We start from the raw sequence: 13,865 nt of genomic DNA on the forward strand, positions 1-13,865 counted from the left end.
GAAACAACGTATGATTTGTTTCACATCACTTCGTAGTGGGGTTGTATGAGTGAATTTCCCGTCCGTACTGGCCACCAGCTGCCACAGCTGCTGCAGGCCTACCGCAAGCAATCCGGCATGACCCAGACGGAGGTTGCCCGTCGCCTGGGCGTGACCCAGCAGAACCTGTCTTCGCTGGAGCGCAACGCTGACAAGGTCAGTGCCGACCGGCTGGTAGAACTGCTCAACATCCTGGGCGTTGAGCTGGTCCTGCGCAAGGCGGACGATACGCTCCCGAAGAGCGATACCCCCCCTTCCGACGACGCTTCATGGTGACCGCGCAGCGTCGCAAGCCCAGGGAGCTGGGCCTGTGGATGAATGGCAGTTTCATTGGCACCTGGGCCATCACGGCGCAAGGCGACAGCCTGCACTACGACCCGCAGTGGGTGGCATCGCCCGGCGGCCGGCCCTTGTCGCTGTCGCTGCCTTTCAAGCCCGGCAATCCACCCCATCGCGGCGAGATCGTCCATCACTATTTCGACAACCTGCTTCCCGACAGCAAGCTCATCCGCGAACGCCTCGCACGCCGCTACCAGGCCGCCGACACCGATGCCTTTGCACTGCTGGCCGAAGCGGGCCGAGATTGCGTGGGCGCGCTCCAGATTCTGCCGGCGGGCGTGGTGCCCTCAGCCAGACCGGTGATCGAGTCCAGGCCCTTGAGTGACAACGAAGTCGCAGAGTTGCTGCATCAGATTACGGAGCCCATGCCCCTGGGCCTGAAGAACGATGAAGAGCTGCGTCTCTCGTTGGCAGGTGCCCAGGAAAAGACCGCCCTGTTGTGGTACCAAGAGCAATGGTGCCTGCCTCACGGCAGCACTCCCACTACGCACATCCTGAAATTGCCCATGGGTGTGGTCGGTGGCCTCAAGCTCGATCTGCGCCATTCGGTCGAGAATGAATGGCTGTGCTCACGTATCCTGGCGGCCTATGGCATGCCGGTGGCCACCTGCGAAATCTTGCGTTTTGGAGCGCAGCGGGTGTTGTCGGTGGAACGCTTCGACCGCCGCTGGCATCGCGATCCGGTCAGCGGGCAGACCGTATTGCTGCGTTTGCCGCAGGAAGACCTGTGCCAGGCCAGCGGGATTTCACCCTGGCGCAAATATGAAGCCGACGGTGGTCCGGGCATGAAGGAGATCATGGCGCTGTTGGGCGGTGCCATCGATCCGGTGGCCGCGCGTCGGTACTTCTTCCAGGCCCAGATGTTGTTCTGGATGTTGTGGGCTACCGACGGCCATGCCAAGAATTTCTCGCTCTTCCTCAAGCCCGGTGGCCGATACGAACTGACGCCGCTGTATGACGTGCTGTCTGTCTTGCCCCTGATCGGCGAAGGGCCCGGCAAGTTGTCGCCGCATCGGGCTGCCATGGCGATGGCAGTACGGTCCCGCAACGTGCATCGCAGGATGAAAGATATCCTGCCACGTCACTGGGCGGCCCTCGGTGCGCACTTCGGGATCGTGGCCGAGAACGGCGAAGGGCCGCTGGCGCTGCTGCGCGAACTGGGCGAGCACACCGAGAAAGTCATTGCCACCGTGCAAGCCGATCTGCCGGAGGGGTTCCCGCCCAAAGTGGCCGCTGCGATCCTCAAAGGCTTGCGCCAATCGGCAGACAGCCTGCTGGCCTTCGTGGAATCAGCGTGAGATTCCCGTCGACTGATACTGCGAATTGGCATTTATCCAACAATCTCCGCTGCCCAATAAATAATCAGCCCCAAAGATGTAACCGCGCCCGATTCTTGTTGGGCGAGGCAGGCAATCGCGCTAAAATAGCGCCCTTCCCCGTATCTCCCCCTATCCACGTCGTGAACATTGGGCCCTATTCCCTGCGCAACAACGTGTTCGTCGCCCCCATGGCGGGTGTGACCGACCGTCCGTTCCGCCAGCTGTGCAAGCAGCTGGGGGCGGGCTATGCCGTCTCGGAAATGGCCGCGTCCGATCCGCGCCTGTGGCAGAGCGAGAAGACCTCGCGCCGCATCAACCACGATGGCGAGATGGAACCCAAGGCGGTGCAGATCGCCGGGGCCGATCCCGTCATGCTGGCCGATTGCGCGAAGTACAACGTCGAGCGCGGGGCGCAGATCATCGACATCAACATGGGCTGCCCGGTCAAGAAGGTCTGCAACAGCTGGTGCGGTTCGGCCCTGCTGCAGGACGAGGAACTGGTGGCGCGCATCCTGGACGCTGTGGTCTCGGCGGTGGATGTGCCGGTGACCCTGAAATTCCGCACCGGCTGGAACCGCGCCAACAAGAACGCCCTCAAGATTGCCGCCCGCGCCGAGGCCGCCGGTATCGCCATGCTGACCCTGCACGGCCGCACCCGCGCCGACGGTTACAGCGGTGAAGCCGAGTACGAGACCATCGCCGCCGTGAAGGCGGCCGTGAAGATCCCGGTGGTGGCCAATGGCGACATCACCACGCCCGAGAAGGCGCGCGAGGTCCTGCGCCTGACCGGGGCCGATGCCGTCATGGTCGGTCGTGCCGCCCAGGGACGGCCCTGGATCTTCCGCGAGATCGATCACTTCCTGCGCACCGGCGAGCACCTGCCGGCACCGCTGGTGACCGAGGTGGCGCACCTCATGGATGAGCACCTGCAAGCCCACTACGCTTTTTATGGCGACTACCTGGGCGTGCGCACGGCACGCAAGCATATCGGCTGGTATGTGCGTGACCTGCCGGGCGGCGAGACCTTCCGCCGCAGCATGAACCGCATCGAAGACTGCGGCCAGCAGTTGCAGGCGGTGCGGCAGTTCTTTGCCGAGCAGGCCGTGCATGGCGATCGCCTGCAATACGGACTGGCCGACGAGGTAGCCCTGGCCGCCTGAAGCAACACCGCAGGACGGCAGGACGGCAGGACAGCACGACAGGACAACAAGGGTATCGGATGCGCTCGCGCAAGCAGCAACAGCGGCGCAATTGATCAACAACACGGCATCGCCACGCACCATCGCGCCCGCGGGAAAACGGCGCATTCAGGTTTGCGGGGTGACACCGACAAGAACAGAAGCAGCAGAGCAATGAGCAAAGAAAGTATTGAGGATGTCGTCAAGAAGAGCCTGGAAAAATATTTCCGGGATCTGGGTGAACAGCTACCGACCAATGTCTACGACATGGTGCTGGCCACGGTCGAAAAACCGGTCTTCGAGACCGTGATGGCGCGCGCCGAGGGCAACCAGTCCCAGGCCGCCGAGATCCTCGGCATCAACCGCAACACGCTGCGCAAGAAGCTGCAGCAGCACGGCCTGCTGTAGCCGCCAGCGGCCTTGCCGGCGCGCCAGGGCGGGCGCCGGGAGGGTGCGCGGGTGCAGCTTCCTTCCACGGTTTTTCAGGTTTCCTTTTCCTTACCAGTCTTGCCTACCATGATCAAACAAGCACTCATTTCCGTATCCGACAAGGCAGGCGTGCTCGACTTCGCGCGCGCACTGTCCGCCATGGGCGTCAACATCCTGTCCACCGGCGGCACCGCCAAGCTGCTGGCCGACAATGGCGTGCCGGTCACCGAAGTGGCCGACTACACCGGTTTCCCGGAAATGCTGGATGGCCGCGTGAAGACGCTGCATCCCAAGGTCCATGGCGGCATCCTGGCCCGTCGCGATTTCCCCGAGCACGTCGCTGCGCTGGAACAGCACGGCATCCCCACCATCGACATGGTGGTGGTGAACCTGTACCCGTTCCAGCAGACCGTGGCCAAGGATGAGTGCTCGCTGGAAGATGCGATCGAAAACATCGACATCGGCGGCCCGGCCATGCTGCGTTCCTCGGCCAAGAACCACAAGGACGTGATCGTCATCTGCGATCCCACCGATTATGAAGGCGTGCTGGCCGAGCTGAAGTCCGGTGGCGACCTGCCCTACGAAAAGCGCTTCGCGCTGGCCAAGAAGGTTTTCGCCCACACCGCCCAATACGATGGCGCCATCACCAATTACTTCACCGCCCTGGGTGAAGACAAGCAGCACAGCACCCGCAGCGCCTACCCCGCGACCCTGAACCTTCATTTCGAGAAGGTCCAGGACATGCGCTACGGCGAGAACCCGCACCAGAGCGCTGCCTTCTACCGCGACATCAAGAAGGTCGATGGCGCGCTGGCCAACTACACCCAGCTGCAGGGCAAGGAACTGTCCTTCAACAACATCGCCGATGCCGATGCTGCCTGGGAATGCGTCAAGAGCTTCGACCCGGCCACGGAAGCAGCCTGCGTCATCATCAAGCACGCCAATCCCTGCGGCGTGGCCATCGGTGCCCACCCGCTGGAAGCCTACAGCAAGGCCCTGCAGACCGACCCGACCTCGGCCTTCGGCGGCATCATCGCCTTCAACCGCGAAGTGGACGCGGCAGCGGCCGAAGCGGTGGCCAAGCAATTCCTGGAAGTGCTGATCGCCCCGTCTTTCAGCGCTGAAGCCAAGCAGATCTTCGCTGCCAAGCAGAACGTGCGCCTGCTCGAAATCCCGCTGGGCACCGGTCTGAATGGCTACGACTTCAAGCGCGTCGGCGGTGGCCTGCTGGTGCAGTCGCCGGACGCCAAGAACGTGCTGCTGGCCGATGTGAAGGTGGTCAGCAAGAAGCAGCCGACCCAGCAGCAATTGCAGGATCTGATGTTCGCCTGGCGCGTGGCCAAGTTCGTCAAGTCCAATGCCATCGTGTTCTGCGGCAATGGCATGACCTTGGGCGTCGGTGCCGGCCAGATGAGCCGTATCGATTCCGCGCGCATCGCCTCCATCAAGGCGCAGAATGCCGGCCTGACCCTGGCCGGTTCGGCCGTGGCGTCGGATGCCTTCTTCCCGTTCCGCGATGGCCTGGATGTGGTGGTCGATGCCGGTGCCACCTGCGTCATCCACCCGGGTGGCTCCATGCGCGACCAGGAAGTCATCGATGCGGCCAATGAGCGTGATGTCGTCATGCTGCTGACGGGGACACGTCACTTCCGTCACTGATCGCTGCCAGATCCAACGAAAACGCCCGGCTTCATGCCGGGCGTTTTAGTTGGTGCTTCGTGTGCCGCAGTGCGCAGGGCTCAGCTGTTCTCGCTGATCATTCCTTCATGGATGGCAATGCGAGTCAAGGCCGCCTCAAACCGCTGCCGCGATTCCGAGGTCAGCTGCTGCAGGTATTGATGCAATTGTGCGTCAGCCACGTTGCGGTTGGCGCATTGCGCGCTGTAGCGCTCGAACTGCGACAGCTGCATCAGCAATTCCGCCACGTGGCGCGGGCACTCGCAGGCCACCGTGGTGGACTGGTTGGCAAAGGCGATCAATTCATTGTCATCCCAGCGGCGCGGCGGCAGCGCCTTGTCGCCTGCCTCTTCATCGCGCGCCGGTGACGACAGTGCCGCCAGGCCGCGCAGCCATTGCAGGATCACCACATCGGGCTGCGGCGCACGCAGCAGGCTGATGCCCACCGCCGCCAGCGTCTCGCACACGGCTTCGCTGGCAAATCCATACAGCACCGCCATCGGCAGCCCGCTCAGTGCCGGTGCCGAACTCTCCAGCGCGCCCAGCCAGCCGGCGTGCAACTGCGGCTCGTGCAGCAGCAGGGCATCCACTTCTTCCCGCTTCAAGGCCATGGCCGCCTGTTCGATGCTCTCGAACGGACCCAGCAACTGCAGCGGACGGCCCAGGCGCTGCAGCAGGCCGGGTTTGTCCAGGCGCTGCGCCAGGGTGGAGCCGATCACCGCCAGCCGCCATTGCCCCTGCACCGCTTCCGGTGGCGTCGGGCGGGCTGCGTGCAGTTCCGCGTGGGTGGCCGCCACCTGCTGCAACTGATCCATATCCAGTCCGGCCAGGCTGCCGATGGCGTGGCCCAGTTCGGTCAACTGCCGGATCAGCGCCAGGCGCCGCACATCGGCTTCCGAATACAGGCGCTGGCCGCTCGGTGACAGCTGGCCCTGGGTCAGCGCATAGCGGCGCTCCCACACCCGCAGCGTGGCCACCGGCATGCGCAGCATGCGCGCCACCGCGCCAGTGCGGCGCAAGGCTTCGCCAGCAGGTTTGTCGGCCGCAAGGGCAGGGGAAGAGGTCGATTGCGCAAGGCTCATGATGGGCTCCGGTGAATCATGTTTGACACAGATTATAGACGCTAATTTGGCGTCATGAGTCAAGTGTGACGCATTTATTCAGTACAATCCTGAGTCATGAAACAGAAAAGCCAAGTCACCGGACATCGCGGCAACAAGGCGCACTTGCCCAGCAAGCCCTGCGCCGTGTGCGGCCTGCCCATGACCTGGCGGCGCGCCTGGGCCAAGAACTGGGACGAGGTCAAATACTGTTCCGAAGCCTGCCGCCGCAAGCGCGCCCACCCTGGCCTTTGAGGAGTCGAGCCATGTATCGCAAACATCAATTCGACCTGGTGCTGGAGTCCCCTTCCCCGGAAGACGCACCCGCCGCCCCTGCTGCTGTCGCTGCGCTCCCTGCACCACGACCGCTGGCGCTGCTGCCCTTGCTGCCGACCCTGGCCGCCGCGCGCGAGCGCATCGCCGCCGTGCGTCCCGGCGCCTATGCCCGCACCCGCAACAGCCTCGATGGGGCGGTGACCGGCTTGTCGCCCTATCTCACGCACGGTTTCGTCAGCCTGCGCGAGGTGCTGGCGGGCGTGTGCAGCCGCCAGGCGCTGGATGTGCAGCACAAGTTCGTCTATGAGCTGGGCTGGCGTGCCTTCTATCGCTACGTGTGGGCCAGGCGCGGGGCGCGCATCTTCGATTCGCTGCACGCCGGCCCGCTGCCGGAGTCGGCCTATGCGCGCGAACTGCCGGCCGATATCCGCGAAGCTGCCACCGGCCTGCCGGTGATCGACCAGGCCGTGCGCACCCTGTATGCCACCGGCACCCTGCACAACCACGCGCGCATGTGGCTGGCCAGCTATGTGGTGCATCTGCGCAAGGTGCATTGGCGTGCGGGGGCGGACTGGATGGTCGGCCATCTGCTGGATGGCGACCTGGCCAGCAATCATCTGAGCTGGCAGTGGGTGGCCGGGACCGGCAGCCACAAGCCTTATCTGTTCAATGCCGAGAACGTGGCCAAGTACGCCCCGGACGAGTGGCACAGCCCAGGCACGGTGGTAGACACCTCATATGAAGTGTTGGGCGAAATCGCCCTCAATCCCGACCCGGTAGCCGCCGAACCCGCCCAGCGCGCGCGGGAACGCTGCAAGGAGCCGGCCCTGCTGCCAGTGCCACCTGAACATTTGGGCAGTTTGACCCCGGAGGCGGAAGCGGTAGCCGGACGTGATGTCTGGCTGGTCCATCCGTGGAGCCTGGGCGAGTTGCCCGCCGATCTGCCGGCTGACACCATAGTGGTGGGACTGTATCTGTCTGACTTCCATCTGCTCTGGCCGTGGGACCAGCGCCGTTGGGAGTTCGTCGGTGCGCGCATGCGCGAGCTGACCTCGCTGTGCTGGCACGGCGACGCAGCCACCGTCGGCCGCGCCCTCAAGACTGCCCGCAGCGTTCGTTGTGTGGCCGATCCGCATCTGGCCCCCTGGCTGCCGCTGTGGGCACAATGCGTGGCAGCGCCGGAACTGTTCCCTGTGGTGGACAAGCCCAGCGACCTGTTCACCCAATGGTGGCGGCGCAGCACGCAAGGCCTGCAGAGCGCCGCCGAGCTGTTGGCGCGCACCGAGCGCAAGGAGCGGCGCGATGGCGGAGCCTGACCCTGACCCTCGTCCGCCACAGGAAGAGATTACCGTGCTGTATGACGGTGCCTGTCCGCTGTGCCGGCGCGAGATCGGCGTGTACCAGCGCGGCGCGGAGGATGCCCCGCTGCGCTTTTGTGATATCAGCCGCCCGGATCTGCCCGCCACAGAGCTTCCTGCGGGCATGACGCGCGAGCAGTTGCTGGCGCGCTTCCATGTGCGTCGCGCTGATGGCGTGGTCTTCAGCGGTGCCGAGGCCTTCGTGCAGTTGTGGGCCACCTTGCCTGGATGGCGCTGGCTGGCCCGGCTGGCGCGTCTGCCCGGCATGCTGTGGCTGATGGAGCGCAGCTATCGCGGCTTCCTGCGCGTGCGTCCGGCCGTGCAACGGCTGGTGGTGCGGCTCGAACGCCGCCAGGACCGAGGCTGACATGAGCGTCGGCCTGGTCTGGTTCAAGCGCGACCTGCGCTTGCGCGATCACGCGGCGCTGGCCGAGGCGGCGCGGTGTGAGCGTGCGTTTGCGGTCTTCATCATCGAGCCTGCATGGCTGCAGAGTTTTGAATGTGATCCGCGTCATGTGGATTTCCTCTTGCGCTCCGTGGCCCCCCTGCAGATCGAATTGAAGCAGCGCGGCCTGCCGTTGCTGGTGCGCATTGGCGAGGCGGTGCAGGTATTGGAATCTCTGCGCCGCGAGTGGGGCGTGACCCATCTCTTCAGCCACGAAGAAACCGGTCCGGCCTGGAGCTATGCGCGCGATATTTCGGTGAACCGCTGGAGCCGCATCCAGGGCGTGCAGTGGCAGGAGTTTCCTCAAACCGGTGTGGTGCGCCGCCTGCGCAGCCGCGATGGCTGGGCCGCGCGCTGGGTGCAGCGCATGGAGGCGGTGCAGATTGCCAATCCTGTCGGCTTTCGTGCGCCGCAAGGGATGCAGCCCGACAAGCTGCCCACATTGACCGCACTGGGTTTGCCCGAGGCGCGCCTGCAACCGCCCGCCGGCGAGGCGGCAGCGTGGGATACGCTGCGCGCCTTCCTCGGTGGCGGCGGGCGCGATTACCGGCGCGGCATGTCCAGTCCGCTGACCGCACCCGACGCCTGCAGCCGGCTCAGCGCGCATCTGGCCTTCGGTACCATTTCCATGCGCAGCGTGCACCAGGCTACCGAGCTGGCCATCGAACACACGGCTGACCGCGAGCTGGCGTATGGCCTGCGCGGCTTTTCCAGTCGCCTGCGCTGGCATTGCCACTTCATGCAGAAGCTGGAAGACCAGCCCGATATCGAATGGCGCAACGTGGCGCGTTCGCTGGATGGCTTGCGTCCGGGCGATGGCGGTCCGTGGGGCGTGGAGGCGCAGGCGCGTTTCGATGCCTGGTGCGAAGGCCGCACCGGCTATCCCATGATCGATGCCTGCATGCGCCAGCTGTGCGCCACCGGCTGGCTCAACTTCCGCATGCGCGCCATGCTGGTCAGCTTTGCCGCCTATCACCTGTGGCTGCACTGGCGCGCACCGGGGCTGTTCCTGGCGCGGCAGTTCCTGGATTTCGAACCGGGCATCCACTGGAGCCAGATGCAGATGCAATCCGGCACCACCGGCATCAATACCCTGCGCATCTATTCGCCGGCCAAGCAGGCGCGCGATCATGATCCGCTGGGCGAGTACGTGCGGCGCTGGGTGCCGGAAGTCGGTACGGCGGCTTATCCCGACCCCATCGTGGACGAGAAGACGGCGCTCAAGCAGGCCAAGGATGCCCTCTACGGCCAGCGCAGCAGCAGTAGCGCGCGCGCGGAAGCCGATGCCATCCAGGAGAAGCACGGCTCGTGCAAGAGCGGCCTGCCCTCGACCACCCAGCGCCGCACGCGCCAGAAAATGGCGGATCCGGGGCAGGGCGTCTTGTTCTGACGCGGGAAGCCCGCCTGATCGGTTAGACTGGCGGGCATGAAAATCCTCGGTATCGACCCTGGCTTGCGCACCACCGGTTTCGGGGTCATCCACAAGCAGGGCAACACGCTCTCCTATATCGCTTCCGGCACCATCAAGACGCCGGATGGCGACCTGCCTTCACGCCTGAAGGTGATCCTGGCCAGCGTCGGCGAAGTGGTGAAGTCCTATGCACCGGACTGCGCGGCCATCGAAAAGGTGTTCGTCAACGTCAATCCGCAATCCACCCTGCTGCTGGGGCAGGCGCGCGGCGCGGCCATTTGCGCGCTGGTGGCCGCCGACCTGGCGGTAGCCGAATACACGGCCTTGCAGGTCAAGCAGGCCGTGGCCGGCCATGGACGCGCCCAGAAGGCGCAGGTGCAGGAGATGGTGGCGCGGCTGCTGAAGCTGCCCGGCCTGCCGGGCACCGACGCCGCCGATGCGCTGGGCGTGGCAATCTGCCATGCGCATGGGGGAGGAGTCTTGTCGGACCTCGGGGCGCTGGCCCCGGCGCTGGCGCGCAAGGGCATCCGCATGCGCGGCGGGCGTCTGGTCGGTTAGCTTTTTTTCTTGAAGAGCGACAGCACGCGCTGCGCCAGCTTCACCACCACCAGCACCACTGCCCCTGCGACCACGCCGAAGAGGGCATTCAAGACCGCCGGGGTGATCGCCCCGAGGATCGGTCCGACGACCGCGATAGCCTCCACTGCTTGCGCCGCCGCCTCGATGGCGTGATGCGCGAAGGGCAGGCCGTGGGTCAGGATGCCGCCGCCGACCATGAACATGGCAATCGTCCCGATCACCGACAGACTGCGCATCATCTTCGGTGCGGCCGCCAGGACTGCCCGGCCGATACCGGCCTTGAAGCGTCCCCAGGCGCTCGCGCCCGCATGCTGCACCAGATAGAGGCCGCCGTCATCGAGCTTGACGATCCCGGCCACCAGCCCATACACGCCCGCCGTCATGATCAGGGCAATGCCCACCAGTACCGTGATCTGCTGCTGCAGCGGCGCACCGGCGACGGTACCCAGAGTGATGGCGATGATCTCGGCCGAGAGGATGAAGTCGGTGCGCACGGCATCCTTGATCTTTTCCTGCTCGTAGACCAGCGGATCGACGTCCTCCGCCGCCTTGGCGGCGACTTCATGATGTTCGTCATCGTGCGGAAGATACTTGTGGGCCAGTTTCTCGAAGCCCTCGAAGCAGAGGAAAGCGCCCCCCAGCATCAGCAGCGGCGTCACCGCCCAGGGGATGAAGGCACTGATGGCCAGCGCCGCCGGTACCAGGATGGCCTTGTTCTTCAACGAACCCTTGGCGACCGCCCAGACCACAGGCAATTCCCGCTCGGCGCGTACGCCCGCGACCTGCTGGGCATTGAGGGCCAGGTCGTCGCCCAGCACGCCGGCCGTCTTCTTGGCGGCCACCTTGGTCATCAGGGAAACGTCATCGAGCACGGTGGCGATGTCGTCAATCAATGCGAAGAAGGCGCTACCGGCCATGTTTTTCCTTTGTCTTCATCTCTGAGGGTGGCTTGGATACTGTTTATCCGAACAGTGCTGTATCATCGCGGGATTATCACAGAAGCTGCCTCCCACGCACATCCCTGACGCCATGATCGGTCGCCTCTCCGGAATTCTTCTAGAAAAAATCCCCCCGAACCTGCTGGTCGACTGCCAGGGCGTCGGTTACGAAGTGGCCGTGCCCATGAGCACCTACTACAACCTGCCGGGCCTGGGCGAGAAGGTCACGCTGCTGACCCATCTGGCCATCCGCGAGGATGCGCACATCCTGTTCGGGTTTGGGACCGCCGAAGAACGCAATACGTTCAAGGAGCTCATCAAGATTTCCGGCGTGGGGGCGCGCACGGCGCTATCCATCCTCTCCGGCATGTCGGTGGCCGACCTGGCCCAGGCCGTGACCCTGCAGGAAGCCGGCCGCCTGACCCGCGTGCCCGGCATCGGCAAGAAGACCGCCGAACGCCTGCTGCTGGAACTGAAGGGCAAGCTCGGTGCCGATCTTGGTGCGGTGGCCGGCGTGGTCCACAGCGACGCCTCGGCCGACATCCTCAACGCCCTGCTGGCGCTGGGCTATTCGGACAAGGAAGCGACCCTGGCCATGAAGCAGGTGCCCAAGGACAGCAGCGTCTCGGACGGCATCAAGCTGGCCCTGAAGGCGCTCTCCAAGGGCTGAGCCCGGCCAGACAAGGATTAGAGCATGAGCATCCAGACCGACGATTTCTCCGAACAGCGCATCATCTCCGCCACCCCGGCCTCGGCCAACGAGGAAGCCATCGAGCGCGCCCTGCGGCCCAAGCAGCTGGACGAATACGTCGGCCAGGAAAAGGTGCGCGCCCAGCTCGAAATCTTCATTTCGGCCGCCCGCAAGCGTGGCGAGCCGCTCGACCACACCTTGCTGTTCGGCCCGCCCGGCCTGGGCAAGACCACCATGGCCCACATCATCGCCCGCGAAATGGGCGTGAACCTGCGCCAGACCTCGGGCCCCGTGCTGGAGCGCGCGGGCGACCTGGCTGCGCTGCTGACCAATCTCGAAGCCAATGACGTGCTCTTCATCGACGAGATCCACCGCATGTCGCCGGTGGTGGAGGAAATCCTCTACCCGGCGCTGGAGGATTATCAGATCGACATCATGATCGGCGAAGGCCCGGCCGCCCGTTCGGTGCGCCTGGACCTGCAGCCTTTCACGCTGGTGGGGGCGACCACCCGTGCCGGCATGCTGACCAATCCGCTGCGCGACCGCTTCGGCATCGTCGCCCGGCTGGAGTTCTACACCCCGCCCGAGCTGGCCCGCATCGTCACGCGCAGCGCCGGCTTGCTCAATGCCCCCATTGTCGAGGAAGGCGCGCTGGAAATCGCCCGCCGCAGCCGGGGCACCCCGCGTATCGCCAACCGCCTGCTGCGCCGCGTGCGCGACTATGCTGAGGTCAAGGGGGAGGGCCGCATCACCCGCGAGATGGCCGATGCCGCCCTGGTGATGCTGGACGTGGACCCGGTCGGCTTCGACCTGATGGACCGCAAGCTGCTGGAGGCAGTGCTCTTCAAGTTCGGCGGTGGGCCGGTCGGGCTGGACAACCTGGCGGCGGCCATCGGTGAAGAACGCGACACCATCGAAGACGTGCTGGAGCCCTACCTGATCCAGCAAGGCTACCTGCAGCGCACCCCGCGCGGGCGCATCGCCACGGGCCTGGCCTATCAGCATTTCGGCGTGACCGCGCCGCAAACCGGCCCGAACGGTGAACTCTGGGGGGCATGAGCTCTGCCATTCTCAAGCTGGACAGCACTGTTGCAGCCACTGAAAAACAGCATGACGCGGAGCAGGTCAATCTGATGAATTTTTTGTCAGATCTCGTATAAAAGCGAGTTTTTGCTTGTGCAAAAATTAATCGTCATCGACAATGGATAGCTATTCACTATCTTTCGATGTGAGCCCTCCATGCTAATGTCGAGCCAAGCCCTCCGCTACGCGCATCAGTTGCTGGATGCCCGCGCTCAGTCCCGCATCATCCCGCGTATTTCCGAGTCCGAGCCGCTGTCGGTCGAAGACGCCTACGAAATCGCTCATAACATCCGCAACATCCGCGTTGCCCAGGGCGAGCAGCCTATCGGCCGCAAGATCGGCTTTGTGGTGCGCAAGAACTGGGAGCGCTACGGCATCATCGATGAAGCGCGCATTCCAACTTGGGCACCGATGTACGACGCCACCGTCCGCTTCGCCGACGACAACTACGGCGCGCAATCGCTGACCGGGGCCGTGCAGCCGCGTATCGAACCCGAGATCGTCTTCAAGCTCGGCAAGACCCCGGCCCCCGGCGCATCGCTGCTGGAGCTGGCCGATTGCCTGGAGTGGATGGCGCATGGCTTCGAAATCGTGGTCTGTCCCTTCCCCAACTGGGAATTCACCGTAGCCGATTCAATTGCCGCCTTCGGGTTGCATGGCACCCTGATCGTGGGCGAGCCGCACGTGCTGTCTTCGGCGACCAAACACCACCTGCCGCAGATCCTGGCCAGCGCCAGCGTCTCTCTGTCCTGCAACACGGAGTCGTCCAGCGTGCTGCGTGCCGCCGGCTTCTGCAATGACGAGATGGACAGCCCCCTGCACGCCCTGTGGCACCTGCACCAGCTGCTGCAGAAGCAGACCCGCTTCCGCCAGCTGCAGGCCGGCGAGATCATCAGCACCGGAACGTGGACCGACGCCTGTCCCATCGAGCCCGGCCAGACCTGGACCACGGCCTTCTCGGGCGTGACCCTGCCGGGCCTGACCGTGTCCTTCGTCTGACGCG

General features: G+C 64.8%; 15 protein-coding genes. 13 read left to right on the top strand and 2 right to left on the bottom strand.

Annotated features, from left to right (window positions below):
- Nucleotides 1-45 precede the first annotated feature (45 nt).
- The 5 genes from E2K99_RS02330 (at nucleotide 46) to purH (ending at nucleotide 4,963) form a co-directional block, all read left to right on the top strand.
- The gene (locus E2K99_RS02330) at nucleotides 46-315 is read left to right on the top strand and encodes a helix-turn-helix domain-containing protein (RefSeq protein WP_134221214.1); all 270 of its coding nucleotides are present in this window, start codon (nucleotides 46-48) and stop codon (nucleotides 313-315) included.
- Entirely contained in the window at nucleotides 309-1,676 is a 1,368-nt protein-coding gene (locus E2K99_RS02335) for a type II toxin-antitoxin system HipA family toxin (RefSeq protein ID WP_134221215.1), read from the top strand. The genes E2K99_RS02330 and E2K99_RS02335 overlap by 7 nt, the downstream gene beginning before the upstream one ends.
- Before the next feature lie 161 nt (nucleotides 1,677-1,837).
- Nucleotides 1,838-2,857 carry a tRNA dihydrouridine synthase DusB gene (gene dusB, locus E2K99_RS02340; protein WP_134221216.1) on the top strand — a complete coding sequence of 340 codons (1,020 nt, stop codon included), beginning with the start codon at nucleotides 1,838-1,840 and terminating at the stop codon, nucleotides 2,855-2,857.
- A 192-nt stretch (nucleotides 2,858-3,049) separates the two neighbouring features.
- Nucleotides 3,050-3,283 (top strand): Fis family transcriptional regulator, encoded by a 234-nt coding sequence (locus E2K99_RS02345; RefSeq protein WP_006463627.1) that lies wholly within the window; start codon nucleotides 3,050-3,052, stop codon nucleotides 3,281-3,283.
- Between the two features lie 108 nt (nucleotides 3,284-3,391).
- Nucleotides 3,392-4,963, top strand: a complete 1,572-nt coding sequence (gene purH, locus E2K99_RS02350) for a bifunctional phosphoribosylaminoimidazolecarboxamide formyltransferase/IMP cyclohydrolase (RefSeq protein WP_034341574.1) — start codon at nucleotides 3,392-3,394, stop codon at nucleotides 4,961-4,963.
- Between the two features lie 80 nt (nucleotides 4,964-5,043).
- On the opposite strand, the gene E2K99_RS02355 is transcribed toward purH, so the two are convergent.
- A complete protein-coding gene (locus E2K99_RS02355; RefSeq protein WP_084320261.1) occupies nucleotides 5,044-6,063 on the bottom strand; it encodes a MerR family transcriptional regulator in 1,020 nt (339 codons plus the stop codon).
- A gap of 96 nt (nucleotides 6,064-6,159) precedes the next feature.
- Between E2K99_RS02355 and E2K99_RS02360 the strand changes: the two genes are divergently transcribed.
- The 5 genes from E2K99_RS02360 to ruvC are packed head-to-tail and all read left to right on the top strand — an operon-like array spanning nucleotide 6,160 to nucleotide 10,129.
- Nucleotides 6,160-6,336, top strand: a complete 177-nt coding sequence (locus E2K99_RS02360; RefSeq protein WP_084320263.1) for a DUF2256 domain-containing protein — start codon at nucleotides 6,160-6,162, stop codon at nucleotides 6,334-6,336.
- Nucleotides 6,337-6,347: 11 nt separating this feature from the next.
- A complete protein-coding gene (locus tag E2K99_RS02365; RefSeq protein ID WP_134221217.1) occupies nucleotides 6,348-7,673 on the top strand; it encodes an FAD-binding domain-containing protein in 1,326 nt (441 codons plus the stop codon).
- A complete protein-coding gene (locus E2K99_RS02370; protein WP_134221218.1) occupies nucleotides 7,660-8,082 on the top strand; it encodes a thiol-disulfide oxidoreductase DCC family protein in 423 nt (140 codons plus the stop codon). Before E2K99_RS02365 ends, E2K99_RS02370 begins: the two co-directional genes overlap by 14 nt.
- 1 nt (nucleotide 8,083) lies before the next feature.
- Complete coding sequence (locus tag E2K99_RS02375) at nucleotides 8,084-9,550, top strand: FAD-binding domain-containing protein (protein WP_134221219.1); 1,467 nt, start codon at nucleotides 8,084-8,086, stop codon at nucleotides 9,548-9,550.
- 36 nt (nucleotides 9,551-9,586) lie between these two features.
- On the top strand, nucleotides 9,587-10,129 hold the full coding sequence (ruvC, locus tag E2K99_RS02380; protein WP_034341567.1) for a crossover junction endodeoxyribonuclease RuvC: 543 nt from the start codon (nucleotides 9,587-9,589) through the stop codon (nucleotides 10,127-10,129).
- Here ruvC and E2K99_RS02385 read toward each other — a convergent pair.
- Nucleotides 10,126-11,067 carry a DUF808 domain-containing protein gene (locus E2K99_RS02385; RefSeq protein WP_134221220.1) on the bottom strand — a complete coding sequence of 314 codons (942 nt, stop codon included), beginning with the start codon at nucleotides 11,065-11,067 and terminating at the stop codon, nucleotides 10,126-10,128. The two genes, ruvC and E2K99_RS02385, sit on opposite strands and share 4 nt — an antisense overlap.
- A 112-nt stretch (nucleotides 11,068-11,179) precedes the next feature.
- Between E2K99_RS02385 and ruvA the strand changes: the two genes are divergently transcribed.
- The 3 genes from ruvA (at nucleotide 11,180) to E2K99_RS02400 (ending at nucleotide 13,861) form a co-directional block, all read left to right on the top strand.
- Nucleotides 11,180-11,758 carry a Holliday junction branch migration protein RuvA gene (gene ruvA / locus E2K99_RS02390; RefSeq protein ID WP_034341563.1) on the top strand — a complete coding sequence of 193 codons (579 nt, stop codon included), beginning with the start codon at nucleotides 11,180-11,182 and terminating at the stop codon, nucleotides 11,756-11,758.
- 24 nt (nucleotides 11,759-11,782) lie between these two features.
- Entirely contained in the window at nucleotides 11,783-12,838 is a 1,056-nt protein-coding gene (gene ruvB / locus E2K99_RS02395; protein ID WP_034341561.1) for a Holliday junction branch migration DNA helicase RuvB, read from the top strand.
- Between the two features lie 180 nt (nucleotides 12,839-13,018).
- Nucleotides 13,019-13,861, top strand: coding sequence for a 2-keto-4-pentenoate hydratase (locus E2K99_RS02400; RefSeq protein WP_205703745.1), 843 nt, complete (start codon nucleotides 13,019-13,021; stop codon nucleotides 13,859-13,861).
- Nucleotides 13,862-13,865 lie beyond the last annotated feature (4 nt).

The sequence above is a fragment of the Herbaspirillum huttiense genome (assembly GCF_004367745.1).
In the GTDB taxonomy this organism is placed as follows: Bacteria; Pseudomonadota; Gammaproteobacteria; order Burkholderiales; family Burkholderiaceae_D; genus Herbaspirillum; species Herbaspirillum huttiense.

Excerpts from the sequence above, each read along its gene's own strand:
- E2K99_RS02330 (WP_134221214.1), top strand. The coding sequence starts at position 46 with ATGAGTGAATTTCCCGTCCGTACTGGCCACCAGCTGCCACAGCTGCTG.
- E2K99_RS02335 (WP_134221215.1), top strand. The coding sequence starts at position 309 with ATGGTGACCGCGCAGCGTCGCAAGCCCAGGGAGCTGGGCCTGTGGATG.
- E2K99_RS02345 (WP_006463627.1), top strand. The coding sequence starts at position 3,050 with ATGAGCAAAGAAAGTATTGAGGATGTCGTCAAGAAGAGCCTGGAAAAA.
- purH (WP_034341574.1), top strand. The coding sequence starts at position 3,392 with ATGATCAAACAAGCACTCATTTCCGTATCCGACAAGGCAGGCGTGCTC.
- E2K99_RS02355 (WP_084320261.1), bottom strand. The coding sequence starts at position 6,063 with ATGAGCCTTGCGCAATCGACCTCTTCCCCTGCCCTTGCGGCCGACAAA.
- E2K99_RS02360 (WP_084320263.1), top strand. The coding sequence starts at position 6,160 with ATGAAACAGAAAAGCCAAGTCACCGGACATCGCGGCAACAAGGCGCAC.
- E2K99_RS02365 (WP_134221217.1), top strand. The coding sequence starts at position 6,348 with ATGTATCGCAAACATCAATTCGACCTGGTGCTGGAGTCCCCTTCCCCG.
- E2K99_RS02370 (WP_134221218.1), top strand. The coding sequence starts at position 7,660 with ATGGCGGAGCCTGACCCTGACCCTCGTCCGCCACAGGAAGAGATTACC.
- E2K99_RS02375 (WP_134221219.1), top strand. The coding sequence starts at position 8,084 with ATGAGCGTCGGCCTGGTCTGGTTCAAGCGCGACCTGCGCTTGCGCGAT.
- ruvC (WP_034341567.1), top strand. The coding sequence starts at position 9,587 with ATGAAAATCCTCGGTATCGACCCTGGCTTGCGCACCACCGGTTTCGGG.
- E2K99_RS02385 (WP_134221220.1), bottom strand. The coding sequence starts at position 11,067 with ATGGCCGGTAGCGCCTTCTTCGCATTGATTGACGACATCGCCACCGTG.
- ruvA (WP_034341563.1), top strand. The coding sequence starts at position 11,180 with ATGATCGGTCGCCTCTCCGGAATTCTTCTAGAAAAAATCCCCCCGAAC.
- ruvB (WP_034341561.1), top strand. The coding sequence starts at position 11,783 with ATGAGCATCCAGACCGACGATTTCTCCGAACAGCGCATCATCTCCGCC.
- E2K99_RS02400 (WP_205703745.1), top strand. The coding sequence starts at position 13,019 with ATGCTAATGTCGAGCCAAGCCCTCCGCTACGCGCATCAGTTGCTGGAT.